The sequence below is a fragment of the Psychrobacillus glaciei genome (assembly GCF_008973485.1).
In the GTDB taxonomy this organism is placed as follows: domain Bacteria; phylum Bacillota; class Bacilli; order Bacillales_A; family Planococcaceae; genus Psychrobacillus; species Psychrobacillus glaciei.
Genome location: NZ_CP031223.1, coordinates 1,699,716 through 1,726,543 on the forward strand (window position 1 = coordinate 1,699,716; position 26,828 = coordinate 1,726,543).

Annotated in this window: 22 protein-coding genes and 1 other RNA gene; 21 read left to right on the forward strand and 2 right to left on the reverse strand. The window is 35.3% G+C overall.

Features of this window, described 5'->3' with window-relative positions; genetic code table 11:
* The first annotated feature begins 1 nt into the window (after window position 1).
* The 12 genes from PB01_RS07670 (at window position 2) to PB01_RS07725 (ending at window position 11,910) form a co-directional block, all read left to right on the forward strand.
* Window positions 2–1,186, forward strand: coding sequence for a CCA tRNA nucleotidyltransferase (locus PB01_RS07670; RefSeq protein ID WP_192797504.1), 1,185 nt, complete (start codon window positions 2–4; stop codon window positions 1,184–1,186).
* Window positions 1,176–2,150: a biotin--[acetyl-CoA-carboxylase] ligase gene (locus PB01_RS07675; protein ID WP_318837548.1), complete on the forward strand. Its 975-nt coding sequence runs from the start codon at window positions 1,176–1,178 to the stop codon at window positions 2,148–2,150. The genes PB01_RS07670 and PB01_RS07675 overlap by 11 nt, the downstream gene beginning before the upstream one ends.
* Before the next feature lie 275 nt (window positions 2,151–2,425).
* Window positions 2,426–3,280 (forward strand): 3-methyl-2-oxobutanoate hydroxymethyltransferase, encoded by an 855-nt coding sequence (gene panB, locus PB01_RS07680; protein ID WP_151699664.1) that lies wholly within the window; start codon window positions 2,426–2,428, stop codon window positions 3,278–3,280.
* Window positions 3,258–4,103: a pantoate--beta-alanine ligase gene (panC, locus tag PB01_RS07685; RefSeq protein WP_151699665.1), complete on the forward strand. Its 846-nt coding sequence runs from the start codon at window positions 3,258–3,260 to the stop codon at window positions 4,101–4,103. Before panB ends, panC begins: the two co-directional genes overlap by 23 nt.
* Before the next feature lie 3 nt (window positions 4,104–4,106).
* Window positions 4,107–4,490: an aspartate 1-decarboxylase gene (gene panD, locus PB01_RS07690; protein WP_151699666.1), complete on the forward strand. Its 384-nt coding sequence runs from the start codon at window positions 4,107–4,109 to the stop codon at window positions 4,488–4,490.
* 884 nt (window positions 4,491–5,374) lie between these two features.
* Complete coding sequence (gene dinG / locus PB01_RS07695; protein WP_151699667.1) at window positions 5,375–8,125, forward strand: ATP-dependent DNA helicase DinG; 2,751 nt, start codon at window positions 5,375–5,377, stop codon at window positions 8,123–8,125.
* Between the two features lie 28 nt (window positions 8,126–8,153).
* Complete coding sequence (locus PB01_RS07700; protein ID WP_151699668.1) at window positions 8,154–8,324, forward strand: YpmA family protein; 171 nt, start codon at window positions 8,154–8,156, stop codon at window positions 8,322–8,324.
* Between the two features lie 3 nt (window positions 8,325–8,327).
* Window positions 8,328–8,816 (forward strand): cell wall elongation regulator TseB-like domain-containing protein, encoded by a 489-nt coding sequence (locus PB01_RS07705; protein WP_151699669.1) that lies wholly within the window; start codon window positions 8,328–8,330, stop codon window positions 8,814–8,816.
* 28 nt (window positions 8,817–8,844) lie between these two features.
* Window positions 8,845–10,140, forward strand: coding sequence for an asparagine--tRNA ligase (asnS, locus tag PB01_RS07710; protein ID WP_151699670.1), 1,296 nt, complete (start codon window positions 8,845–8,847; stop codon window positions 10,138–10,140).
* A gap of 105 nt (window positions 10,141–10,245) precedes the next feature.
* Window positions 10,246–10,956 carry a DnaD domain-containing protein gene (locus PB01_RS07715; protein ID WP_151699671.1) on the forward strand — a complete coding sequence of 237 codons (711 nt, stop codon included), beginning with the start codon at window positions 10,246–10,248 and terminating at the stop codon, window positions 10,954–10,956.
* 11 nt (window positions 10,957–10,967) lie between these two features.
* Window positions 10,968–11,618 carry an endonuclease III gene (gene nth / locus PB01_RS07720; RefSeq protein ID WP_151699672.1) on the forward strand — a complete coding sequence of 217 codons (651 nt, stop codon included), beginning with the start codon at window positions 10,968–10,970 and terminating at the stop codon, window positions 11,616–11,618.
* Window positions 11,611–11,910: a YpoC family protein gene (locus PB01_RS07725; RefSeq protein ID WP_151699673.1), complete on the forward strand. Its 300-nt coding sequence runs from the start codon at window positions 11,611–11,613 to the stop codon at window positions 11,908–11,910. Before nth ends, PB01_RS07725 begins: the two co-directional genes overlap by 8 nt.
* A gap of 745 nt (window positions 11,911–12,655) precedes the next feature.
* On the opposite strand, the gene PB01_RS07730 is transcribed toward PB01_RS07725, so the two are convergent.
* Both PB01_RS07730 and recU read right to left on the reverse strand, forming a co-directional pair.
* Window positions 12,656–15,325, reverse strand: a complete 2,670-nt coding sequence (locus PB01_RS07730) for a penicillin-binding protein 1A (RefSeq protein WP_151699674.1) — start codon at window positions 15,323–15,325, stop codon at window positions 12,656–12,658.
* A 21-nt stretch (window positions 15,326–15,346) separates the two neighbouring features.
* Window positions 15,347–15,946, reverse strand: a complete 600-nt coding sequence (gene recU / locus PB01_RS07735) for a Holliday junction resolvase RecU (protein WP_151699675.1) — start codon at window positions 15,944–15,946, stop codon at window positions 15,347–15,349.
* A gap of 885 nt (window positions 15,947–16,831) precedes the next feature.
* On the opposite strand from recU, the gene PB01_RS20930 reads away from it, so the two are divergent.
* From PB01_RS20930 to PB01_RS07775, 9 genes are all read left to right on the forward strand, one after another.
* On the forward strand, window positions 16,832–16,987 hold the full coding sequence (locus PB01_RS20930; RefSeq protein ID WP_192797505.1) for a hypothetical protein: 156 nt from the start codon (window positions 16,832–16,834) through the stop codon (window positions 16,985–16,987).
* Window positions 16,988–17,061: 74 nt separating this feature from the next.
* Complete coding sequence (locus PB01_RS07740) at window positions 17,062–17,430, forward strand: YppE family protein (RefSeq protein WP_151699676.1); 369 nt, start codon at window positions 17,062–17,064, stop codon at window positions 17,428–17,430.
* Window positions 17,423–19,702, forward strand: a complete 2,280-nt coding sequence (locus PB01_RS07745; protein ID WP_151699677.1) for a DEAD/DEAH box helicase — start codon at window positions 17,423–17,425, stop codon at window positions 19,700–19,702. Before PB01_RS07740 ends, PB01_RS07745 begins: the two co-directional genes overlap by 8 nt.
* Window positions 19,692–20,990 carry a ribonuclease H-like domain-containing protein gene (locus tag PB01_RS07750; RefSeq protein WP_151699678.1) on the forward strand — a complete coding sequence of 433 codons (1,299 nt, stop codon included), beginning with the start codon at window positions 19,692–19,694 and terminating at the stop codon, window positions 20,988–20,990. The genes PB01_RS07745 and PB01_RS07750 overlap by 11 nt, the downstream gene beginning before the upstream one ends.
* 70 nt (window positions 20,991–21,060) lie before the next feature.
* Window positions 21,061–21,354, forward strand: a complete 294-nt coding sequence (gene gpsB / locus PB01_RS07755) for a cell division regulator GpsB (protein ID WP_151699679.1) — start codon at window positions 21,061–21,063, stop codon at window positions 21,352–21,354.
* A 63-nt stretch (window positions 21,355–21,417) separates the two neighbouring features.
* Window positions 21,418–21,805, forward strand: an RNA gene (gene rnpB / locus PB01_RS07760) — RNase P RNA component class B.
* Window positions 21,806–21,939: 134 nt separating this feature from the next.
* On the forward strand, window positions 21,940–23,670 hold the full coding sequence (locus tag PB01_RS07765; protein ID WP_225986200.1) for a putative bifunctional diguanylate cyclase/phosphodiesterase: 1,731 nt from the start codon (window positions 21,940–21,942) through the stop codon (window positions 23,668–23,670).
* A complete protein-coding gene (locus tag PB01_RS07770) occupies window positions 23,667–24,794 on the forward strand; it encodes a THUMP domain-containing class I SAM-dependent RNA methyltransferase (protein ID WP_151699680.1) in 1,128 nt (375 codons plus the stop codon). The genes PB01_RS07765 and PB01_RS07770 overlap by 4 nt, the downstream gene beginning before the upstream one ends.
* Before the next feature lie 95 nt (window positions 24,795–24,889).
* A complete protein-coding gene (locus tag PB01_RS07775) occupies window positions 24,890–26,791 on the forward strand; it encodes an ATP-dependent DNA helicase (RefSeq protein WP_151699681.1) in 1,902 nt (633 codons plus the stop codon).
* Window positions 26,792–26,828 lie beyond the last annotated feature (37 nt).

Consider the following 26,828-nt stretch of genomic DNA (forward strand, 5'->3'; position numbering starts at 1 on the left):
CATGATGAAAAATCGGTGGCCAGCTGCATATCAAGTAATTGAAAAACTTGAATATGCTGGATTTGAAGCCTATGTAGTTGGAGGAGCGGTTCGTGATTTTATTCGAGGAGTTTCTGCAAATGATGTGGACGTCACAACGAATGCAACACCGAACGAAGTCAAACAGTTATTTGAACATACGATTGATGTAGGAATTGAACACGGGACCGTATTAGTAGTTGTAAAAGAGTCAATTGAAGTGACTACTTTTCGTTCGGAAGACACGTATTCTGATTTTAGAAGACCGGATAATGTTATGTTTGTCCGATCTCTACAAGAAGATCTACAGAGACGTGATTTTACAATGAATGCTATGGCATTAACAAAAAACGATGAACTGATTGATTATTTTGATGGTAGAGCGGATATTAAACAGAAACTTATTCGGGCAGTAGGTGATCCATTTAAGCGCTTTTCTGAAGATGCACTCCGTATGTTAAGGGCTATACGTTTTTCTGCACAACTAGACTTTTCATTGCATGGAAATACATTAGAAGCTATTGAGATGCAACATAAATTAATTGACCGTGTTTCACTGGAAAGAGTAAAAGTAGAATTAGAGAAAATTTGGACAAGCAATCATGTAGGAAAAGGTATGCATTTGTTTAAGACGAGTAAGTTAGCGATAAATTTCCCTGGTGATTGGAAAACATATCTAGATAAATGGAATAGATTTTTAATGTTTGAAAATGTAGCGAATGGGTGGGCATTTTTTGCACTAATGCAGCAATCAAACGATATAAATACCTTACTAAATTTTTATAAATGCTCGAATGCAGAAAAAATGCATGTAAAGCAAGTTCTCCTTGCAGTAGAAAAGCTTAAAAAAGGACATTGGACGGCTTATGACATTTTTCAATTTAATGAAGAGATATTAATAGCAGCTGCCTATTATGCTGAAATCATTTTGGATATGAATACTCCTTATGAAAATAATGACATTCAACGTTTAAAAGCAGCGATACCAATTGCATCTTCCAGAGAAATTGCTGTCAACGGAAATGAATTAATGGAATGGAAACAAGAGAAAAGAGGACCATGGATAAAAGAAGTCTTAGAGAAGTTAACAATAGCGATTGTTAATGGACAAGTTGAAAATGAACGAGCACAGTTAAAGGAATGGTATTTTCGTGAATATGACAATTAAAGAAAAGATTCTGTCCCAACTACTATCTGCAAAAGGAGAGCCAATCTCAGGCCAAAAATTAGCAGATGAATTATCTATTTCTCGTACAATGATTTGGAAGCATCTAAAAGCTTTAGAATTAGAAGGTTATGTGATTGAGGCTGTAAAGAAAAAAGGATATATTCTACTTTCTATTCCAGATATAGTTTCCAAAGAAAGAATAACTTCTTATTTAGAGACGGCTCAGTTAGGCCATAACATTTTATATTATCCAGTTTGCGATTCTACTCAAAATATTGCTGCAGAGAAGGCTAGGGAAGGGGCTCCACATGGTACGGTTGTAATTACGGAAGAGCAAACTGCCGGTAGAGGAAGATTAGAACGAGTATGGGATTCTTCTGCAAATAATGGAATTTGGATGAGTGTCATCATTCGTCCTGAAATAAGTCCACATATGGCACCCCAATTTACGCTTGTTTCAGCAGTTGCCATTACAAAAGCAATGGAAGATTTGACTGGGAGTGCTCCAGAGATAAAATGGCCTAATGATTTATTGATGAATGGGAAAAAAGTAACTGGTATATTAACCGAGCTTCAAGCGGATATGGATCGAGTTCAATCCATTATTATTGGAATTGGGGTTAATGTAAACCAGGAACTCGAGTCATTCGAGCAATCGATTCAATCGATTGCGACTTCATTAAAAATAGAAACAGGAAATGACATTAATCGTGCTGCTTTAGTAGCTAAGATCCTATACTATTTAGAAAAGTATACAAATATGTATGTCGAAAATGGGTTTGAACCTATAAAATTACTCTGGGAAAGCTATAGTTGTACAATAGGAAAGCGAATTCGAGCAATCCTATTAAGAGAAACTTTAGAAGGAACTGCAATTGGCATTTCAAATGATGGTGTACTACAGTTAAGACTGGATGATGGAGAGATACGTGGTATATACTCTGCGGATATTCATTTAACATGATGCAGTTGCTGCAATTTTGCAAGTACACCAATGCATAACTAATAGAACAAATAATAATTTGGACTATTAAGCAGTATTCTGTTAATCTATATGCGAAGGGTAGTATCTTAATCGAACTGCACCTGTCACATTCTGTACACAAATAAATAGTCTGCCTTGATCACGCTTTGACAGGGACGGAGAAAACCTACATTAGACATTTTCTGCCCTTCTGTCCACTATCGGATTGAAGGGCTTTTACTGGTTTTCTTCTCCCAAAAAGAGGAGGAGTAAAATTGAAATCAACTAGTAATTTTGTAGACATGAAGAAGAATAACGAAAAGATTGCAATGGTAACAGCTTATGATCATCCATCTGCTAAATTTGCAGAACAAGCTGGCGTAGACATGATTTTAGTAGGAGATTCCGTTGGGATGGTTGTGCTTGGATATGATTCCACTGTACTTGTGACAATGGATGATATGATTCATCATGGAAAAGCTGCAAGAAGAGGAGCACCAAATACTTTTTTAGTGGTAGATATGCCTTTTGGGACATTTCATGGCTCACTAAATCAAACACTTGCTAACGCAGTAAATATTATGCAACAAACGAATGCTCAAGCAGTAAAAGTAGAAGGCGCAGATGAAGTAATAACTGTGATACAAAAGTTAACTTCTGCAGGTATACCAGTAGTTGCTCATCTTGGGTTACTTCCGCAATCTGCTGGAGTGATAGGTGGTTATAAAGTACAAGGTAAAACTGCAGCTGCTGCAGAGAAACTAATAGATGATGCGAAAAAATGTGAAGAAGCAGGTGCTTGTGCAGTAGTTCTAGAATGTATTCCACATCAACTGACAGAAAAAGTTTCAGCAGCATTAACAATTCCTACAATTGGAATTGGAGCTGGTGTAAGAGCGGATGGTCAAGTGTTAGTTTTTCATGACATGGTTAAATACGGAACGCATCATATTCCGAAATTTGTTCAGGAATATGCAAATGTTGGGACTTCTATTGCAGATGGAATTACACAATATGTGCAAGATGTGAAAAATGAAGAATTTCCAGCAGAAAAGCATCAATTTACCATGAAAGAAGATCAACTTCAACAATTGTACGGAGGAAATCATGAAAACAATTCAAACAATTAATGATTTACAAAACTTTTTATATAGCAATAAAGAAAAAACAATTGGGCTTGTGCCGACAATGGGATATCTACATGAAGGCCATTTAGCACTGTTAAATAGAGCCAGAAAAGAAAATGACCTAGTCGTTTCAAGCATCTTTGTAAACCCAGCACAATTTGGTCCAAATGAAGATTTGGATCGCTATCCAAGAGATATCGAACATGATACAGAACTGGCGGCAAAAGCTGGAGTAGATGTCCTTTTTGTTCCTACTGTAAATGAAATGTATCCATTCGAAAGTGGTATTACGATTCATGCAGGTGAACTTTCTACAAAGCTATGTGGGGAAAGTAGACCTGGACATTTTGATGGTGTCTTAAAAGTAATTACAAAGTTATTTCATTTGGTCCAACCAACAAAAGCTTATTTTGGCCAAAAAGATGCGCAACAACTTGCGATTATCGAGACATTCGTGAATGCTTATAACTTCCCTGTACAAATTGAACGAGTTTCCACAGTTAGAGAAGCTGATGGGTTGGCGAAAAGTTCTCGAAATGTATTTTTAAGTGAAAAGGAAAGAGCAGAATCTGTCAATATATATAAAGCAATAACGATTGCTACGGAAACTTGGAGAGAATCGAAGGATATACAGGAAGCACTTGCTAAAGGTAAGGCTTTTATCGAACAAAATACTTCTGGTAAGATAGATTATTTGGAAGCGCTAGCATACCCAAACCTACAAGCAGATTTAAATGATGCAGAACAGATCTTGTTCGCAACAGCAGTATTTTTCGAAAATGCTCGATTAATAGATAATATTATTGTTGATGTAAAAGGAGTGTAATTTATGTTACGTATGATGTTAAATAGTAAAATTCACCGTGCAGTTGTCACGGAAGCAGATTTAAATTATGTAGGAAGTATTACGATTGATCAAAATATTTTAGATGCTGTTGGAATGTTACCAAATGAAAAAGTGCATATTGTAAATAACAATAATGGGGCACGGTTTGAAACATATATTATCGCTGGAGAAAGAGGTAGCGGTGTTATTTGTGTAAATGGTGCGGCTGCCCGTCTTGTTCAACGAGGAGATATCGTCATTATTCTTTCTTATGCATATGTGATGAACGAAGAAGCGCAATCACATCAACCAACTGTTGCTATTATGAATGAAAACAATACGATTAAACAAATTATACATTATGAACCAGAAGCGACTATCATGTAGAGTTCAGTTTCTAATATGGCACATCATTACTGATAATTGACCAATTTTTTTCAACTAATATATTAGGTTAATGTACGATTAGTTACGGTCATACTGTAGATAAAATGCGTCGTAAGAAACTTGCCGCTGGGATTTTCGCTGCAGGGCGGACGCCTTCCACCGGGTGAGCGATGAGCCTTCACCGCCGCTACGCGTTCGTTGTGAAGTCTCATTTGCCCACTCATCCGGTAGGAGTCGCCGCCCTGTCGCTACAATCCCAAGTAAACTTGCTAACTATTCGGTAATGTTGCACAATGGCGAAATTATCCACTCTACTTATCCGGATATTATCCCCAATAAATAATTCGCAACATACGGAGGATTTTCAATGGAGACTTATAATCTAATGCAAAGTTTAGGCTTTATTAAGAGAAAGTAGTTGCTTTCACCTATTTATTGGATTTTATTTTAGATAATATAGTTAAGGTTAAAAAGTGAATAGTGACGCTGAATAGTTAGCAAATATGCTGGATTGCAGCGGCAGGTGGCGACTCCGAAGGGATCAGGGAGACAGATGAGACAGCACAAACGGCGCGCATGCGACGGTGCTGGCTCATCGCTCCCCCCTCGGAAAGCGCCCGCCTAGAGCGGAAATCCTAGCGGTTACTAAGACGCAGTATATCTAAAAAGCGAACTGAAACGTAAAATTGTAAACTATCATCTTGTTTTATCAAATAGTAGGAAATGGATAATTAGCATACTTGATGGCACATATTAAAAACGGAGTTAGCTTACAATGCTGCTCCTTTTTTAAATTAAAAGTACGGTTTTGGTAGTAAAATTTTAGTGAATATTAAATGGATGTGGTACAATTTTTTTAGAATATAAGAATTGTGAGTTGAGGGATGATGGAAAATCATAAATATGCAGTTGTAGATATCGAAACAACAGGCCATTCATCTTCTAGTGGTGATCGTATTATTCAACTTGCAATTGTATTTATTAATAATTATAAAGTCGTACATACTTTTTCTACATTTATTAATCCGGAAAAATCGATTCCTCTTTTCATCCAAGATCTAACAAAGATTAAGAATGAAGATGTGGTAAATGCACCTTTGTTTGAAGAAGTTGGATCCGAAATATTAGACATGCTACAAGATCACATTTTTGTTGCACATAATATTCATTTTGATCTTACTTTTTTACAAAGCGAGTTAAAAAGAGTAGGTCTGCCAAAATTAATTTGTAAAACAATGGATACGGTCGAATTTACAAAGTTAATGTTTCCTAATTTATATAGCTATAAGCTTCAAGATATAGCATCTGAATTACAAATTGACTTGCAAATGGCGCATAGAGCCGATGATGATGCACTCGCTACCGCATATTTGTTATTAAAATGTATCGAGCAGCTATCACATTTACCACTTCGCACGATTGAATTATTACATAAAAGATCGTTTCATTTGAAATCTAACTTATCGTTGCTTTTCTTTGAAGTATTATCTACTAAAAGATTGAAGTACGAACCGAATGAATATCCAATGTATCGTAAAATTCCATTAAAACAGATGGAAGAAGAGAAAGATATTGGTCCCATAAACCGAAGTTATCCGCTAGAGAAACTATCAAAGTTAAAGCTATTCCAAAATGGCTTTCCACTTTTTGAAGAGCGTCCTGCGCAATTTGAATTAATGGATACTATTCACTTTACTTTGCAAGAAAAAAAGGAAATTGTTTGTGAAGCAGAGACAGGAATAGGAAAAACTTTAGGATATTTACTTCCAGCAGCCATCTATGCAATGGAAACACAAAAACCGGTAATTATAAGTACATATACAACTCATTTAATCGATCAATTAGTGCAAGAAGAAATACCTAAACTGGATGAAGTTTTAGGCGTGAAAACGAGAGTTGCGAAGCTAAAAGGAATGCATCATTATATTGATTTGTATCGTTTTTGGCAACATCTTCAACTGGAAGATGAATCGTATGATGAAACTTTTACAATTATGCAGATTTTAGTTTGGCTAACGCTTACAGACGAAGGAGATTTAACAGAGTTAAATGTATCTGGTGGTGGGCAATTATTTGTAGAAAAGATCAGAAGAGCCGTTCCATTCAAATCAGAAGAATCGGAAGTAGTTGATTTTTATGAGCGAGCGATTCAGAAAAGTGGAAATTGTAATATTATAGTTACTAACCATGCCATGATATTGGCGGATCAAGACCGAGAATTTCGATTATTAGCTAAGGGATGCGCAACAATTATTGATGAGGCTCATCAATTTATTCATGCAAGTATGTCTAGAAAAGAACGTATTTTTTCATACACAAATTGGAAATACATTCTGGGTCAGTTTGGGACCTTAGATACAGAACAGCTACTGTATAAGTTGTCGATCATTCATATACCATTGCCTTTACGCATCCGGCTAGAAAAAGAATTTGTAGGAATAGTTAATATATTCGATGAAACGGTTTCTTATATTATCAATTCTGTTCAACACGCAAAAAATCGCTCTAAAAATACAAAAAGAACAATTTTGTTAGATGATTTACATTTAAATGAATCGCTTTTTCGTAAAGTTGCACTTTCTATCCAAACTTTTATCCTATCAGCAAAATCCATCATTCATTCCTATTCAATGAAAGAGGAAGCGGTTGCGCCAATTATTTTGAATGAATGGGAATATTGGATACGCGAGCTTGAGATAAAAGTAGCTGAGTGGGATGAAATTTTTTTACAAGAAGAGTCGATTGAAGCGAAGTGGTTAGAAATTGATACAAGAAGCATACCAGGTAGTCTTACAATTATTAAAAGACCACTCAACTATCAGAATGATATTAAGCATGCATTAAATCCTTTAAGGTCTGCGGGAGCAGTAATTTGGACTTCAGGAACTCTTTCTGTACCTTCGAATAGACATTTCATTACTTCTCAGCTTGGTTTACACGAAAAAATAGAAATTTGTTCATTTAAAACTTCGGCTGACTATTATAATGGTGCAGAACTATTAATTATTGAGGACATGCCGGAAATTCAACATGTTTCACAAAGTCATTACATTGAATCAGTGGCAGAAGCTATTGTTCAAACAGTACTTGTTACAGAAGGTAGATGTTTTGTATTGTTTACTTCTCAAGATATGCTGAGAAAAACAGTGGACTTGATTCAAGATACAAAGTTACTAGATGATTATATGCTATTTGCACAAGGCATGTCCTCGGGAAGTAGAATGCGATTATTAAAATCATTCCAACGGTTTTCGAAATCTGTCTTATTTGGTACGAATAGTTTTTGGGAAGGTGTCGATGTTCCTGGAGATGCGTTGTCTGTAATCATCATGGTGAGGCTTCCGTTCTCTTCCCCGGACGATCCTATATTCAAAAAGAGAGCTGAGTTACTTACCATGAATGGTCAAAACCCTTTTACTGCATATTCCTTACCTGAAGCAGTTCTTCGATTTAGACAGGGGTTTGGTCGTTTAATCCGTTCATCTTCCGATAAGGGGGTATTTATCGTGTTAGATAGGAGGATTGAAACTAAATCTTATGGCAGAGACTTTTTACAAGCCATTCCTAATATTCCTGTAAAGAAAGTATCGCTAGAAAATATGGTCTTAGAGCTTGAAAATTGGTATACTAAGTAAGCATAGTTTTAGAAAGTAGGTTAGAAATATGGAAAATAAAATTGAAGTGCTATCAACGGTTACAGTCAATTACCAAAATGACTTATACAAAATAGTTGATCAATTAAATCGAACATTAAAAGAGCAAGATTTAATGTTCGGATTAGCGCTAGATAAGCAACAAAAAGAAAAAGCTGTATTTACTATTTATAGGACTTAACAGATGGCTTTAAAACGATGGATTCTGTTTATTGTTACTTTTTTGATTGGTCTTACGCTTATTCTTAGCCTACTTATTTACTTTCAAGCAAAAGCGCCATTTAAAGCTGCTAGTGATGATGCCGAAACATATGTATTACATAATAATTTGTTATCCCAAATCAATGATTCGTATGTTTATAATAGCAATATTTCTTACCACACAGTCATTGGTAAGACCGCTAAAGGGGAAGCAAAAGCTTTTTTTATTCCTGAAAAGAAAACAGATGATCCGTTAATGGAAGTTAATTTCAAAGACGGAATAACAAAAGAACAGGCAATGGAATTAGCAAATAAGGATGAAAAAATCAGTAAATTATTACATGTAAAACTTGGAGTAGAAGAAGTAGGACCAGTATGGGAAATTTCGTTCATTAACAAAGATAATAAACTAAGTTATGTATACTTATTATTTGATAACGGAGACTGGTGGAAACGAATATCTAATTTATAACGAAACTTTTAAATTTTTGGAGGATAAAATGAAAAAAATTATGATTAAAGATATGGCAAAACATGTGGGCGAAACAGTGAAACTTGGTGCATGGCTTGCTAACAAGCGTTCAAGTGGTAAAATTGCATTTTTACAATTACGTGATGGATCTGGATTTGTACAAGGTGTTGTAGTAAAAGAAGAAGTTGGAGAAGAAATTTTCCAAACTGCTAAAGGGTTAACACAAGAAACATCTATGTATGTAATGGGTGAGATTATAAAGGATGAGCGTTCTTCATTTGGATATGAATTACAAATTAAAGAAATTGAAGTGATTCATGCAGCAGTGGACTTTCCAATCACACCTAAAGAACATGGTACAGAATTTTTAATGGATAATCGTCATCTATGGTTACGTTCAAGAAAACAACATGCCATTATGAAAATTCGTAATGAAATAATTCGAGCTACATATGAGTTTTTTAATGATAATGGGTTTGTTAAAATGGACCCACCAATTTTAACAGGGTCATCTCCGGAAGGTACTTCTGAACTATTTCATACTAAATATTTTGATGAGGACGCATACCTTTCTCAATCAGGTCAATTGTATATGGAAGCTTCTGCGATGGCTCTTGGAAAAGTTTTTTCATTCGGTCCTACATTCCGTGCAGAAAAGTCAAAAACACGTCGTCATTTAATCGAATTCTGGATGATCGAACCAGAGATGGCATTCGTTGAATTTGAAGAAAATCTAGAAGTTCAAGAGCAATATGTAGAATTTATTGCACAAGCAGTATTGAAAAACTGTACATTGGAATTAGAACGGTTAGGTAGAGATGTGTCAAAACTTGAAAATATTAAAGCGCCATTTCCACGTATTTCATACGATGATGCCATCAAGTTTCTTCATGAAAAAGGCTTTGATGATATCAAATGGGGAGACGATTTTGGTTCACCACATGAAACTGCGATTGCAGAAAGTTATGACAAGCCAGTTTTCATTACGCATTATCCGATAGGTATTAAGCCATTCTATATGCAACCACATCCAGACAGAGATGACGTAGTTTTATGTGCAGACTTAATTGCTCCAGAAGGATATGGTGAAATCATTGGTGGTTCAGAACGTATCCATGACTATGAATTATTAAAACAACGCCTTGCAGAACACGGTTTAGATGAATCCGCATATGCTTGGTATTTAGAGCTTCGCAAACAAGGATCAGTACCACATTCAGGATTTGGACTTGGATTAGAGAGAACAGTTGCATGGCTAAGCGGAGCGGAACATGTTCGTGAGTCCATTCCTTTCCCTCGTTTATTAAACAGATTATATCCATAATAGAAAGAGCTTTTCGCAGTAGAAATGTTTTTACTGCGAAAAAGCATGCGGCTGCTTATAGAAGGCAACTACACTGTGTAATATCATTAAGAAAGGGAGACGAGTATGCAAAAGCGAGATCGACTCCGTATTTGGACAGAGCAGGGGAATGTAACCATTTCCCAGCTTTTTTTTAACTATTATAAAATGATTGATGTAAAAGATGAAGAGGCTATTTTGCTTTTGCATTTAATCGCATTTGGAGAAGCAGGCAACCACTTTCCTACTCCGCAAAACTTAGTTGAACGTACGCATTTTGATGAAAATAAAGTAACGAACATTTTACAGCGCCTTGTGCAAAAAGGATTTGTTCAAATCGAACAGCAAATAGATGAAGAAGGTATACGATATGAATATTATAATTTTCAGTATTTGTGGAATCTACTTTTAAATTACGCGGAGCAAGAAGAGAATAGTGCAGAAGATGATGTATTGAAAGTAGAAGAAGGAACTATCTATAAATTATTTGAACAAGAATTTGGAAGGTTATTATCTCCAATGGAATATGAAACGATTGGCATGTGGTTTGATCAGGATCAACATTCTCCTGCATTAATCCGCCTAGCACTAAAAGAGGCAGTATTATCGCAAAAGCTTAGTTTACGCTACATCGATCGTATTTTGTTTGAATGGAAAAAGAAAAATATCAAAACTGTGGAAGCAGCGGAAAAACAGTCAACTAATTTTAGACAGCAAATCCCAATACAAAAACAAGTTGAACAAGCAGTAAGTGCAACAAAGGTATCCTTTTATAATTGGTTAGAAGAAAGAGAGTAGGTGGAGATATTTTGCTGACGAAAGCACAATGGCACTATTGTCTTGAAGAGATGGAGCGAATGTTCCCAGATGCTCATTGTGAGCTAGTTCATGAAAATCCATTCGAACTACTTATCGCTACATTATTATCTGCACAATGTACAGATGTCTTGGTGAATAAAGTAACGAAGAGTTTGTTTCAAAAGTATCGTAAACCAGAAGATTACTTAGCGGTTCCAATAGAAGAGTTACAGAACGATATTCGGTCGATTGGACTGTATCGAAATAAAGCCAAAAATATTCAAGCGCTAAGTAAACAATTGATTGAATTATATGAAGGAGTAGTCCCGGCAAATAGAGACTTACTTACAACTTTTCCTGGAGTAGGGCGCAAAACAGCGAACGTGGTAGTTTCAGTTGCTTTCGATATACCTGCAATTGCTGTAGATACTCATGTAGAACGTGTGTCCAAGCGTTTAGGTCTTTGCAGATGGAAAGATTCCGTACTCCAAGTGGAACAAATATTGATGAAAAAAACTCCGATTGAATTATGGTCCAAAGCTCATCACCAACTAATTTTCTTTGGTCGTTACCATTGCAAAGCACAAAATCCACAATGCCCGCAATGTCCTTTATTGTCCATTTGCCGGGAAGGGAAAAAAAGGATGAATAAAATTGTCTAAGCCCAACTCGGTCGAGTATCAGCGTTATTTTGCTGAGTGGATTCAGCTAAAGGGGCATTTGGTTTTATCGTTCAAAGTAAAAAATGATGCAAGAAACGAACTTATGGAACAAGGCATAAATCTCTTAACAGTAATTATTGACAATGCAACAGGAATTACTCCTATTAATTTTTCGGATCGAATTACATTTATTAAGCAAAACAAAAATAATTATACTGCATTTCGTCAGTTGGATGAATTATTTAAAGAAATGAAGAAGAAAATCGCAGTTATGCTAATACTCAAAAAATAGGTTTACAAAAGGGGATGACTTAATAGGTCATCCTTTTTATTTATAGATAAGTATATAAATCTTTATGCCAAGAAGAGGTTGATTTCGGCTGCCGGCGGACGATTTCCAGGGGCAAGCATCAAGCCTCTTCCGTCACTGCGTTGATTTACATGCTAATCCGCTCCAATCAAAAGTGTAAAAAAAGAGACGCAATACACTTCGTCGAAATAGTGAACTAGTGCTTATAACGAGTGTTTAGATGGAGAAGCATGCGGTAGGCGCTGATAAGTGATGCCTTTCAACTCACTAGGGCTTAATCTTTATTTTGCTTTCCTTTTATTCCTAAGTTATGAAGTGCACATAATTCATTGGGTAAATGAATAGAACTGATGGAACTTTAGAAAAATAGATAGCTTCCATTAAAAAAGAAGAGCTGAGCGAACGAAATTGTATCTTCGAACGATTTTAAAAGAGTAGGAAAGTATCTTATCTCTCATAACACATACCTTATGCATAATATGTCTACACAATTCAAGTTGGCGAGGGACAAACAACCGCCACAAGATTACCGAAAAAAGTGGATCATACAGTGACACAGTCACTGTATGATCCACAAAAATTCAAATGGTATTAGTGTAGCTGATGTTTAGTCCAAAGCACTCGAGAATAGAAAAAGATTGTATGCGCTTAAAATGTACTTGCGATTAGAAATGCCGTCCTTAAGTCGATATTTAATCAACTTAAGGACGGCATTTATTTTAAAATATTATGGGTTTGAACTGGAATTTTCTCCTGAACCAGTTGTGCCATCCGGATTATTAGTATCATCAGGGTTAGTTCCAGATTGATCTCCGCCTGAATTATTTCCATTACCATTGTTGTTATTACTGTTCCCATTACTATTTCCATTACCATTATTCCCGTTGTTTCCGTTATTCCCGTTGTTCCCATTACCATTTCCATTATTGTTTTCATTGCCATTATTATTATTATTATTATTATTATTCGAGTTGTCATCGTTTTCATCTATAATTGGTTCTTCGGGTGGCGTTATTACAGGTTCTTCTTCGACTGCTGCCTCTAGAGTCAGTGAAGTGGAAGCAGGTTCACTTCGGACATCATCTGAAATGGCGGTAACTGTGAATACATACGAACTTCCTGGAATTAAACTTTGGATAACTAAGCCCATTTGATCAGTTGTTTGAAGTACTTGACTAGCGCCATTGTTAATTGCTACGGATACTTCGTATTTAACATTAACTTCTTTATCTTTTGGTTTATCAAAATCCCATGATAATGTTGCTGATGATGATTCTTTATCATACTCTACATTTAAATTAGTCGGTGCATTTAATTCAAGTTTTTCGTATTTATCTGATACAGAAGTTGGTTCCGTACCTTTGACGAATAATTCCGTTTGCTTTAGATCATCTGGTGTGAACTCACTTGCTAATTTAAGTGGGTTAGTACCTTTTTCAATGGTTGCTTCCACTACAGAATTAGGTTTCTTGAAGCGCTCCGTATTTTTTCCTCTTGAAATATTAGTCATTACTTCTTTAAAAATATGTTGTGGTAAATAACGTTCCTCATTTGTGGTCATCGGTGTTTTTAATTGGGGATAACCGGCCCATATAGCTATAGAGTAGTCTGTCGTATACCCTGCGAACCAAACATCCGGGAATGCACTGCTTGGCAAGTTCCATTGTTTTATTTGATTTGAGTCATAGTTGGAAGTACCAGACTTACCTGCAATATCTAATCCACTGATCGCTGCTTTTGTTGCAGTTCCTTTTGTTAAAACATCTCGTAGAATATCTGTGACCATATAAGCTGTAGAATCTTTCATGACAGGTTTTTGCTCAGGTCGATAATCTTTTTCTGTCTTTCCGTCACGGTATACAATTTTATTGATCGAGTAGGGTTCTGTATGAATGCCGTTATTACCAAATGCTGCGTATGCTCCTGCCATCTGAATTGGTGACATCGACTTCGAGGTTCCACCAATTGCACTACTTTCCGTTACATTACCAATATCGATATTAAATCGATTAATAAATTCTTTGGCATTCTTTGTTCCTACTTCTTTTAATGTTTTCACAGCAGGTACATTTCGAGAGTTATAAAGTGCTTCCCGCATGGTCATAGCACCTTTGTATTTTCCATCAAAGTTTCTAACTACTTGTTCCGTACCGGTATATGTTATTTGATCATCCACAATTGTTTGTCCGGTTGACCATTTTAAAAACTCAATTGCAGGACCATAATCCAATAATGGCTTGATAGTGGAACCAGGAGATCTAAGTTTCATATCTTGTGCATAGTTAAATCCTCGATCTGCCCCATAATTTCGTCCACCACCAACTGCAGCGATTGCTCCAGTTTTCGTATCAATAACTGCGATGGCTGATTGAATTTCTTTATTCGGGAATATATCTGAGTTAAGACTAGCTTCCACTTGCTTTTGAGCATTTGGTTGAAGTGTAGTATAAATTGTAATGCCATCTGCAATAGAATCGCCGTCTCCATTTTTTTCTAATTCATCTAATACAATATCAATAAAGGCATCATACTTCGAATTCCTCTTTGCAACGCGTTGATCTTCAGGAAGTAAAGAGACTTCAATAGGAACCGCTTGTGCTTTTTTCATATCTTCTTCTGTAATTTTGCCGTGTAAGTTCATCAAATGAAGAACGACATTTCTGCGTTTTTGAGCAAGTTCAGGATTTTTAAAAGGATTATAATTATTTGGACTTTGTGGCATACCCGCAAGTACTGCAAATTGATCCAATGTTAAATCCTTTAGTTCTTTTCCGTAGAAATACTCTGCAGCAGTTCCAAAACCATAAATTCTTCCCGACATTAATACTTTGTTGAAATACATTTCAAAGATTTCTTCTTTGTCATACTTCCGTTCAAGTTGGATAGCAAGATATGCTTCTTGTGCTTTCCGTTTTAATGTCTTTTCATTTGTTAAGAAAGAGTTTTTAATCACTTGTTGTGTAAGTGTACTTGCACCTTGAGCACCGAAGCCACCCGTCACATTTGCTAGTACTGCTTTTCCTAAACGCAAGAAATCGACACCCATATGTTGATAAAACCGGGAATCCTCCGTAGCGATAATAGCATCTTCCATTTGTTGCGGTATTTCATCATAAGGTACATACTCTCGATTCTCGGAACCAACAGTTGCGAATAAGTCCCCATTTGCATCCAAAAGTTTTGGACTAATAGGATCTTTTAAGGAAGTTTCGTCCAATTCTGGTGCAGTGCTTGCATAATAAGCGAAAAGGGAACCTCCTCCAACAAGTCCAAGAACACCTAAAATGCAAACGGTAATGATAATACGTTTAAACCATAGTTTTAAGGGTTTTTTTGTGTGTTTTTTTTGTTGTAATTCTTTTCTTCGTTGTTCACGAGTTCTTTTTTGCTCACTCATAAACGTCTCCTCACTTTCACTTTATGCGTTCAAGTTATTAACTATTTTAAGATAATCAATTCTTGGCGCATATTTTGGGGTAATTTCTATCGCTTGTTCTTCAAATTCAGTTAATGCAATAGATTTTCTACCTCCTGTTTGCATTCTTTCCCAAAACAATTGTAATTGCGCAAATGGTAAATAAAAATAACGATCAAATGCGGAAAAACGAACGAGTAAAAAGCAAACACCGTTTTGTTTCAATACTCTGTTCATATGTTCCATTTGATGGAGATGAACATTTTTTAATGGAAATGCTGTTCTATTTTCCGTTTCTTTTGCTTCAAAGTCAATATATTTACCTTGGTACACACCATTAAAATCAGTTGTAGATGGTGTACGATAGTATGCTTCTTTAATAACAGCCCCACTTCTACTTGGATAGTCTACTTTAACGACTTGTATTGGTATCGGTTTTTTGTATATAACAGCAATATCATTTGATAGGTAATATTCGTTCGCTTCGTTTAGCTCATCTTCTAAAGTTTTACCCCTATTACTAAAGGAATAATCTTTTTTACTTATTTTTAACAGTTCTTTTTTTGGCGCGTACGCTTTTCCGTTTGGATAATGAATAGCCAAGTAGATCACCTCTTTATGCTATTAGTTTATCACAAGTTAAGTAGACGTTAACTATACAGAATTAGTTTCATTTTGGATCAGGTCTGTTGGTTATCTAAAAGTTACCAGTGGATTACCACTTAACTCTATCTATGCAGCATCTATATAAACTAGCATCGCCACTTATTAAGTGGGCAAAGAACGCATTGATTATATAGTGAGCATTAAATAGTTACCCCTAGGATTTAGCGCTGCGGCATCTCTCCTGGACGCTCTTTTTCTGTAGGAGTCATGCCTCCGTGCTAAATCCAACTTTATGTGGGGTATCTTAAAAAAAAATCCGATAAATCAATATATTAGATAAAATACTCTGTTAATTAGACCACTATACTATATTGCGTAAATGCCCAAGAATGTTGCAATCACCACATCGTATATTGTGCATATGCCTTTTAATATTTCGTAAAAAGAATCTTATGTTGCGCATTACTAAAGGATGATTATAACTGGATGAATAGAGTTTCCGTTGTGCGACATTACTGAATAGTTAGCAAGGCACTATGGAATTGAAGCGGAAGGGCGGCGACTCGACTCCTGCGGGATGAGCGAGACAGATGTGCCATCACAAACGACGCAAATGCGGCGGTGAGAGCTCATCGCTCGCCCTGCGGAAATCCTAGTTGTAACTATTACGCATAATAAAAAAATGCTGTCTTTTCAAATTTGCGAGTGCCTTAGCGCCATTTTTAAGTGCAAAACTTGTTAGTAGACGTTGCTAGGACGACTTCTTGGTAACAGTTTCTTTGTCGACACTTCGCTAGTTTTGTCCTTTTGAAAGAACGTTTGTCGCTCGGGAAGGTATTCTCTTAGAAAAAGGGAACATACTCTAAAAAGGGAGGAATTAATATGAATAAAATTGAACGTTTAATTGATCAATTAGAGCTATTAGAATACTTGCTTGAAAATCGTTTACACGAAGAACAAGATAAATTTGAGGAAAATTTTAGCAAAACATCTTTTCATCTACTAGCTAAAATAGAAAAAATTGAAAACAAACTATAAGGAATGTATGTTCGTTGAAGCTAGTAATATGCTTTGAAATTTGCTAAACTATTACTAGAATGCGAGGGATTACTTTGTCGTTATTAGAATTAAGTACGCAGCTATTAAAAGAGTGTGATGATTGTATCATCCGTTTTCAATCATATAGAGAAGAAGATAAGGACCCCGATTTTTTCCAAGACGTTAAACCACATGCATATAAAGTAGATGCACTATTGCATAAATGGGAAGAACTAGTACGATCGTGGATTCAAGTGAAAAGACCAAAGTATGTTCATCCAAGTCAAGTGGATTCTTTGCTTGAGTCTATGGAGCAATTTATTGTTCAATCTTATTATAAAGGAACAAGTAAAAAGCGTTTTTTAAAATCAGTACATTCTACAAAATACACATTTGAAACGATAATTCAAGCTATAAAGGAAGTGGGGGATGAGCATGCATAAGCAGAAAAGCATACGACAATTATTAGATGATTGGAAATTAGATGAAAATCGCAATTCTAACATAATGCATGTTCATTCAACAGAAGAGAAGCAAGCAAAATATGCACCTTTTCCGGATAAGATGCATATCTCCTTACGAAAAGCATTAATTAGTAGAGGAGTGGAACTATTATATGTACACCAAAGACAGGCATTTGATGCGGCAATCTCTGGTAAATCATATACGACTATCACTCCTACAGCGTCAGGAAAATCTCTCTGTTATCATCTTCCAGTACTCCAGTCTATATTAGACGATCCTACCTCGCGAGCCATTTATTTATTTCCAACAAAGGCATTGGCACAAGATCAAAAAAGTGATTTGAATGCACTTATACAAGCCAGTGAGGAAGAGATATTAAGCTACACTTATGATGGTGATACGGAGCCTGGTATTCGACAGAAAATTAGAAAGTCTGGTCATATTGTATTAACGAATCCCGATATGTTGCATTCCGGAATACTTCCACATCATACAAAATGGGTTTCTTTGTTTGAAAATTTAAAATATATTGTGATAGATGAAATTCATACATATAAAGGTGTTTTTGGTAGTCATGTTGCACACGTCATTAGACGATTGCAAAGAATTTGTACTTTTTACGGAAGTCACCCACAGTTTATTTGTACCTCCGCAACGATTAAAAACCCAAAAGAGCTTGCGGAATCATTAACGAATACTTCACATATATTAATCGATGAAAATGGTGCACCTGCCGGTAAAAAACATTTCGTCTTTTATAATCCACCAGTGATTCATCCTGTTTTTAATGTGAGAAGGAGTGCGGTATTAGAAGTTAGAGACCTAGCGCAGGAATTATATGTGAATGGAATTCAAACGATTGTATTCGCAAAAAGTAGAGTGCGAGTGGAAATGCTCGTTACTTATTTACAAGCATTGGTAAGTAAAAAGATTAATGATCAATCCATCCGTGGTTATCGGGGTGGCTATTTGCCATCCGAAAGAAGAACAATCGAAAAAGGGCTGAGAGAGGGAATCATTCGAACTGTTGTAAGTACCAATGCACTTGAGTTAGGTGTAGATATTGGACAATTACAAGCATGTATTATGACAGGATACCCTGGAAATATTGCGAGTGCTTGGCAACAAGCAGGAAGGGCGGGGAGAAGACAGGACGAAGCACTAATTATATACGTTGCGCAGTCTACAGCGCTTGATCAATATGTTGTAAATCATCCTGCGTTTTTCCTTGGGCAATCTCCAGAAGAAGTAAGAATTCACCCTGAAAATATCATTATTTTAATGGATCATTTAAAATGTGCTGCTTTTGAATTGCCTTTTACAACGCAGGATTTCTATGCGGAATTTTCTGTGCAGGAATTACTAGCATTTTTAGAGGATGAGGGCGTTTTATTACAAACTGCTGAGAAATGGCATTGGATGTCTGAAAGTTTTCCGGCTAGCAATATTAGCTTACGTTCTGCTTCCCAAGAAAACGTCGTTATTATTGATCATTCGGTACCAACAAGAACACGAGTAATTGGTGAAATGGATCAGTATAGTGCAATGACTTTACTTCATGAAGAGGCTATTTATTTGCATCAAGGAACACAATTTCAAGTAGAAAAATTAGATTGGGAAGAAAAGAAAGCGTTTGTTCGAGAAGTGGATGTGGATTATTTCACTGATGCCAATATTGCGATAGAGTTAAAAGTATTGAGTGAAGATAAAGAAAAAGAAACAAATGATGGGATATTGTCCTATGGAGATATAATTGTATTGGCTCAACCAACTATTTTCAAAAAAATTAAATTTGATACACATGATAATATTGGATCTGGGAAAATACAATTACCTCCGATAGAATTGCATACTTCTTCTACTTGGTTTAGCTTCGATAAACCAACAGGTTGGACGGATAATTTACTATCGGATGCAATGACAGGTGTTGCTTACGCATTGCATGCTTTTATCCCTTTATTTATTCATTGTGATGCAAAAGACATTCATGTAGTCCCTCAAGTAAAATCAATCAGTATGGAAAAACCAACTTTTTATATTTATGATAGTTATCCTGGAGGAATTGGGTTGTCCGAAAGAATGTTTGACTTATGGAATGATTTAGTTCCAAAAGTAACGGAGCAAGTGGAAAAATGTTCTTGTACAAATGGGTGTCCAGCATGTATTGGTGCGCAAGATGCCTCGTTAAATTTGAAAAAGGAAGTATTGAAATTACTTTACTATCTGCAGGTAAAAGAAAATGTCTTATGAAAAGAAACTAATGCAAATGAAGGGGCTAGTTAAAAAGAATCCTCCCAATGAACAAACAAAAAAGGAAGTGCGTAGTCATTCGCTTCCTTTTTATACGGACGCATGGATCAATGAAGGATTAGAGCTAGTGAAAAATGAACAAGGATTATTTTTTGTTAAAGAAACGTTTTATCCGGAGCAGTTTATACATGGAAATATTCCACTAAGTAAACTTTCAAGTGCTATAAATTATATGCAGGAGCACTATCCAAATCATCCCCTAACCATTTCTCCAGAAAGTTTATATTCATTTTATGATACAGAAACAACGGGGTTAAAGGGGACAGGTGTGCTTATCTTTTTGAATGGAATTTTAAAAAAAACGGATCAAGGTTTTCTTTTAAGGCAGTATGTTCTTGCAGATCCAGACCAAGAAGTCGCTTTTTTATATGCTACTGAGTTTTGGAGAGAAAAAGCACAAACAATTATAACCTATAATGGTAAGAGCTTTGATCTTCCTCAATTGGTTACGAGATGGATAATGAACAGAAACCTACTTCCAAAGTTAAAACAACTTGCTCAAATTGATTTGATGCACTCTTCCAAGCGAATTTGGAAAGGTGATTTGGAGAGGTTCAAGTTAAAGCAAGTAGAAGAACAAAAGTTAGGATTTATTAGAAAAGATGATATACCTGGACATCTTGCTCCTATCATATATTTTGATGCTATTAAAAGCGGTAATCCTGTTAACTTAATGAAAGTGTTAAAACACAATGAATGGGATATTCTTTCTTTAGTAACGTTATATATATTGTCCGTAGAATTATTGAAAGAAAAAGATGTGGTAGAATCTGCGGTGACATATACGAATATTGGGAAATGGTTTCAAGACTTAAAAACAAAGCAAGCAAGCTACGACTGGTTTCAATTTGTTGTGCATCAATTTTCAAATGAAGAAGCGAGCTTAGCTTATTATTATGTTGGCTTACATTTAAAAAGAAAGCAGTTATTTAATGAGAGTATTCAAGCTTTTCAAGAATCCTTAAAGAAAATAGATGGGAAATTTCGTTATGAAGTTTACGTAGAACTGGCGAAACTATATGAACATCAGAATAAAGACTTTACCTTAGCTTTAGAAATAACTTTACAATGCACAGATTACTTGGCTAATAATATTTATGATGGGTCACCAGTGAAACTGTTGAAGATAAAAGAAGATTTACAAAAAAGAAAGGAGAGAATAATTCGGAAATTAACTATTTCCCGGGAAACCGCACAAGCTAACAAAAAGCGCCTTGAAATGCCTTAAAATACTCCATTAATCGACATCGATATGCTATAATACTGTTAGCGAAATGTAGATGGAAGGAAGATACCGCATGGAAATGAAATTAAAGGCTTCGGAGATACTAGAAAAAGAATTTAAAACAGGCTTAAGAGGTTATAACCAAGAAGAAGTTGATATGTTTTTAGATGATATTATTCAAGATTATGAGGCATTTGAAAAACAAATTTCCCAACTTCAACTAGAAAACAAACAATTAAAAGAGGAATTAACAGAAGTTCCTAAAAGAGTTCAACAAGCTCCACAAACAGGAGCAACTAATTTTGATATATTAAAACGACTATCTCATTTAGAAAAACATGTTTTTGGTAGTAAATTGTACGAATAATTATATTAATTGATAAGCATTGTAACTAGGTTATACATCGTATATACTAGAAATACCACTTATATATTCGGGCAATCGCTGCAATGCTAGACATTGTAGAGGAAAGTCCATGCTCACACAATTCTGCGATGAATGTAGTGTTCGTGCTTAGTGAAAAAATAAACTAAGGCAGCTAGATTAGCTGACGGCGGGATGAAGGCCTAAGTTCTATTATGGGATATGGCTGAAAATCTCTGAAAGTGCCACAGTGACGTAGCTGTATAGGAAACTATACAGGTGGAACGAGGTAAACCCCACGAGTGAGAAACCCAAATTATGGTAGGGGCATTTTCTTGAAGGAATTGAACGGATAGAAGAACAGAAGTAATTCTGTAGATAGATGATTGCCATCTACATCGTACGAGGTAAAGCACCGTTTGAGTACCGTAGAGACAAAACATGGCTTATTGAATGTATGAGTGGCTAAAATTAAATGATTAAAAAGCTCTCCATTCATAGGAGGGCTTTTCTATTCTTATATGATATGAAAAGCAAAGAGTGGTTATAGAAGTAATCTTGATCATTAGGGAAGGTAGGCAACCAATAGTGAAAAAAGAGCAACCACCTGATCAAATTTATTTATTCCCAAATAAATTAGTGGATAAAGTTTTTCATTCAACTACTGAAGGAATTATGATTACTGACAATCAAATGAACATTTTACTTGTAAACGCTGCTTTTGAAATGGTCACCGGGTTTTCACAAGAAGAAGTTCGTGGACAAAACCCGCGTATATTACAATCGGGAAAGCAAGATGCATTATTTTATACACATTTGTGGAATACGATAAAAACTAAAGGTGCTTGGCAAGGCGAGATTTGGAATAAAAGAAAAAATGGGGACATTTATCCTGAACTCTTATCTATCTCAAGTGTTGTAAACGATCTAGGGGAAATTACCCACTTCCTCGGTGTGTTTTCTGATATATTCCGTGAAAAAGTAGTAGAAAAAGAATTAGAAGAATTGACTATTACGGACCATTTAACGAGTATTGGCAATCGTAACTCCTTTAATGAATCTTTAAATAATTTAATCAATGTTTCAAAACAAAATGAGTATAAGCATGCTGTACTTTTTATAGATTTAGATCGGTTTAAACAAATTAATGAATCGATTGGTAACGATGGTGGTGATTTAATATTAACCGAAGTCGCTAATCGTATAAATCGTATTGTTCAGCGTAAAGATATCTTTGCAAGATATGGTGGAGATGAATTTTTACTGACTCTAAATAATATTCACCATCAAAAAGAAGCGGCATATTACGCGAAAGAAATAACCAAGTTATTAAATAAACCTTTTTATATTAACTCAGATGAAATATATATAACCTCAAGTATAGGAATTAGTTTTTATCCGCAAGATGGTATAAGTGCGGAAAGACTAATACATAAAGCAGATAAAGCGATGTATTTTGCTAAACAAAATGGTCGAAATCAATATGCATTCTATTTTGAAGAATTAGAGAGTGATTCCAAAAGATTACTATTACTTGAATCTGAGCTTAGAAAAGCTATTCAGAAAAAGGAATTCACTATTTACTATCAACCAAAAGTTTCTATTGAAAAACAAGAAATAATTGGTGTGGAAGCTTTGGTTAGATGGCAAAATGAAAAATTAGGATTTGTTTCTCCAGGAGAATTTATCCCTTATGCAGAAGATGCTGGTTTAATAATCCCATTAAGTGAAGTAATTATTGAAAAGGTATGTTTGGATATTATCGATTGGCGAAATAAAGGGATACTAAATCTTTTAGTGTCTATTAATATTGCGTCTTTACATTTTCAACAAGATGACTTTATAGAAAGAATAAATTCTATATTAATGCAGTATAATTGTAGTCCAAGGCAATTGGAATTAGAGGTAACGGAACGTACGATTATGAATGATACAGAAGGTATAGTGGAAAAGCTTATTAAATTAAAAAATATGGGTTTCAAATTATCTATAGATGATTTTGGAACTGGCTATTCCTCCTTAAGTTACTTAAATCGTTTTCCATTAAATTATTTAAAAATTGATGGCAGCTTTATAAAACAAATTACTTCTTTAAAAGATAAGCAAGCTATTGTAGATTGTATTATTTTGTTGGCTCATCGTTTACATATAAAAGTAGTAGCAGAAGGTGTAGAAACAAAAGAACAGGTAAAGCTTTTAAAAGAAATGGATTGTGATATTATTCAAGGATATTATTACAGCAGGCCAATTCCTAGTAAAGAGCTATTGGATTTCTTTGAACTTTGGGAAATTCATCAGAAAGAAAGGAATGTATTATGACAAATTTCAAATTAGTAGCAACTTCAGCAATGGGCTTAGAATCAATCGTTGCAGATGAAGTGAAAGCATTAGGATACGAAACAACAACAGAAAATGGGAAAATCTATTTTGAAGGTGATGAAAGAGCAATAGCTAGAGCGAATGTGTGGTTACGAGTTGCAGATCGCGTCAAAATAGTTGCGGCTCAGTTTCCTGTTAAAACTTTTGACGAACTGTTTGAACGAACAAAAGCAGTGCAGTGGGAAAGATTTTTACCTGTAGATGCAGCTTTTCCTGTCCAAGGTAAATCTGTCAAATCTACATTATTTAGTGTTCCAGATTGCCAAGCAATTGTAAAAAAAGCTGTAGTAGAACGACTGAAATTAGCGCATAAGCGTATTGGTTTCTTGGATGAATCAGGTGCTACTTACAAACTTGAAATTAGTATATTAAAAGATATTGCTACTATCACAATCGACACAAGTGGGGCAGGTCTCCATAAACGTGGATATCGTCAAGATCAAGGGGAAGCGCCTTTAAAAGAAACACTCGCTGCCGCTCTTGTAAAAATATCTAAATGGAATCCAGATCGTCCTTTTGTAGACCCTTTTTGCGGTTCTGGTACAATCGCTATTGAAGCTGCCATGATTGGGCAAAATATTGCACCTGGTTTTAATCGAGACTTCCATAGTGAAGCGTGGTCATGGATGCCAAAGACTATATGGGAAAACGTAAGAGAAGAAGCGGAAGCCCTTGCTAACTATGATCAAGAACTACAAATTATTGGTTCAGATATTGATCATAAAATGATTCAAATTGCGGAACAAAATGCTTTTGAATCAGGGTTTGCTGATATCCTTACATTTAAACAAATGCAAGCACGGGATTTTTCTACGACTTTAACGGATGGTGTCATGATTGGTAATCCGCCATATGGAGAACGAATTGGAGAAATTGAGGAGATTGAAAAACTGATAAGTGATCTTGGATATGCGATGGAAAAATATCCTTCATGGTCTGTTTATATGTTGTCTTCGATGGAAAATTTCGAACAATTATATGGTAAAAGAACAACGAAAAAACGAAAACTATTTAATGGATTTATTCGAACTGATTTATATCAATTTTGGGGTAAGCGTTCTTAATATAAGATTATTTTTGTAAGTGGAGACATCAGTCTAAGTCTAACGGAAGGGAATTGCTCCTTTCCGTTCTTATTTTATTTTGGAGGAGTTATCATATGAAAAAAGCGTTACCTTTTCAATTATCAAAAGACCGTTCTTTCTTCGAATCATTAGGTGACTGGATGGGAGATGTTTTATACGACGAATTACCAGAGAAAGGATTTGAATGCCGTGATGAACAAATCTTTATGGCATATCAAATTGAAAAAGCTTTGAAAGAAAGAAATGTATTATTTGCGGAAGCTGGAGTAGGTACCGGAAAAACAATTGCCTATTTATTACCTGCCATTTCTTACGCAAGGTATACTGGAAAGCCTGCTTTAATTGCTTGTGCTGATGAAACATTAATAGAGCAATTAGTTAAAGAAGCAGGGGATATCTTTAAACTGCAAAATTACTTAGATATTACAATTGATGTTCGGTTAGCGAAGTCTCGAAATCAATATCTATGCTTGAAGCGTTTGGAAGATGCGCAAAAAGATTTAGACAATGAATATTTCTTAGAGGAAATAGAGGATCTAATTCCTGACTTTGTTTATGGACATTCTTCTCTTCAGCAAATTTATCCATATGGGGAACGTAGTCAATTTCCTGGTGTAAGTGATGAAGATTGGCAAAAAGTGAATTATCATCCAACTCAACAATGTATGGTATGTGACGTGAGAAATCGATGTGGTCAAACGATTCACCGACAAAATTACCGTGAGTCCTCTGATTTGATCATTTGTTCACATGAGTTTCTAATGGAACATATATGGACAAAAGAATCGAGAATAAGAGAAGGGCAGCTCCCATTGCTTCCTGAAGTTTCGATGACAGTATTAGATGAAGGCCATTTATTGGAATTTGCAGCACAAAAAGCCCTTACGTATGAAATACAAAGTGAGACGCTTGTTCGTTTACTAGAAAGAATTATGGTAGATGGTATTAGAGAAAAAACATTATACTTAATGGAGCAATTACAAGAAACACATGATGAGATATTTGGTTTAATAAGAAAAAGTAGTATAACCCAAGATACTGAACGTATGACAATTGAAAAATCAGATTTACTGATACAAACATGTAAAAAAGCAATAAGAATCACTAATGACTTATTAGAAGAGTTTGTTTTTGAATCTGAACTATTCACGATTCCAGAATATGAACTACGTATGGTCGAGGAATTTTTAGAACAATATTCTTTCTCTTTACGCTTATTCACGGAAAAAGGGGATGGAGTAGAGTGGCTAGAAATAATTGATGGACATGAAACGTTAATCATTATGCCACGTTTAGTTACAGATATTTTAAATGAAAAACTATTCACTTCTAAAATGCCTATCATTTTCTCTTCCGCTACATTATCGATCCAAAAAGATTTTACGTATATTTCGGATTCATTAGGAGTAGAAAAGTTTCAATCATTTTCTGTAGCTTCGCCTTTTGATTATGATGAAGTGATGAAAATCTATGTGAAAAAAATAGAACAAGAAAACAAAACAACGTATGTTCATAAATTACTGGAAGAAAAACAACAGACATTAATTTTGTTTAAATCGAAAGCAGCAATGGATCAATTTAGATTATCTACCTCTAAAAAAAGCGATATCGTATTTGAAGGGGAACGTGAACTTTCTACTATTGTGAAAGAATTTCAAAATGGAGACTTTGCCACACTTTGTTCCTATCATTTATGGGAAGGTCTTGATTTACCAGAAAAAGCTTTAACGAGAGTCATTATTTTTGATTTACCTTTCCCGCCTGTTGATCCATTATTCGATGCAAAACGTACGTTTTCAAATGATCCATTTGAGGAAGTAGATTTACCGTTTATGCTATTAAGACTTCAGCAAGGAATTGGAAGACTTATTAGGACCTCTAATGATTATGGTGAGATTCATATTCTGCTAAATGCTGAAGAAGCTGAAACAGAAAAACGTTTTGTGAATATTTTGCCTACATCTATTCAACAATAATACACTTATGGTAAGCTAAAGTTGAAATGGACAAAAG

Excerpts from the sequence above, each read along its gene's own strand:
- PB01_RS07670 (WP_192797504.1), top strand. The coding sequence starts at position 2 with ATGATGAAAAATCGGTGGCCAGCTGCATATCAAGTAATTGAAAAACTT.
- PB01_RS07675 (WP_318837548.1), top strand. The coding sequence starts at position 1,176 with ATGACAATTAAAGAAAAGATTCTGTCCCAACTACTATCTGCAAAAGGA.
- panC (WP_151699665.1), top strand. The coding sequence starts at position 3,258 with ATGAAAACAATTCAAACAATTAATGATTTACAAAACTTTTTATATAGC.
- panD (WP_151699666.1), top strand. The coding sequence starts at position 4,107 with ATGTTACGTATGATGTTAAATAGTAAAATTCACCGTGCAGTTGTCACG.
- dinG (WP_151699667.1), top strand. The coding sequence starts at position 5,375 with ATGATGGAAAATCATAAATATGCAGTTGTAGATATCGAAACAACAGGC.
- PB01_RS07700 (WP_151699668.1), top strand. The coding sequence starts at position 8,154 with ATGGAAAATAAAATTGAAGTGCTATCAACGGTTACAGTCAATTACCAA.
- PB01_RS07705 (WP_151699669.1), top strand. The coding sequence starts at position 8,328 with ATGGCTTTAAAACGATGGATTCTGTTTATTGTTACTTTTTTGATTGGT.
- asnS (WP_151699670.1), top strand. The coding sequence starts at position 8,845 with ATGAAAAAAATTATGATTAAAGATATGGCAAAACATGTGGGCGAAACA.
- PB01_RS07715 (WP_151699671.1), top strand. The coding sequence starts at position 10,246 with ATGCAAAAGCGAGATCGACTCCGTATTTGGACAGAGCAGGGGAATGTA.
- PB01_RS07730 (WP_151699674.1), bottom strand. The coding sequence starts at position 15,325 with ATGAGTGAGCAAAAAAGAACTCGTGAACAACGAAGAAAAGAATTACAA.
- PB01_RS20930 (WP_192797505.1), top strand. The coding sequence starts at position 16,832 with ATGAATAAAATTGAACGTTTAATTGATCAATTAGAGCTATTAGAATAC.
- PB01_RS07745 (WP_151699677.1), top strand. The coding sequence starts at position 17,423 with ATGCATAAGCAGAAAAGCATACGACAATTATTAGATGATTGGAAATTA.
- PB01_RS07750 (WP_151699678.1), top strand. The coding sequence starts at position 19,692 with ATGTCTTATGAAAAGAAACTAATGCAAATGAAGGGGCTAGTTAAAAAG.
- gpsB (WP_151699679.1), top strand. The coding sequence starts at position 21,061 with ATGGAAATGAAATTAAAGGCTTCGGAGATACTAGAAAAAGAATTTAAA.
- PB01_RS07770 (WP_151699680.1), top strand. The coding sequence starts at position 23,667 with ATGACAAATTTCAAATTAGTAGCAACTTCAGCAATGGGCTTAGAATCA.
- PB01_RS07775 (WP_151699681.1), top strand. The coding sequence starts at position 24,890 with ATGAAAAAAGCGTTACCTTTTCAATTATCAAAAGACCGTTCTTTCTTC.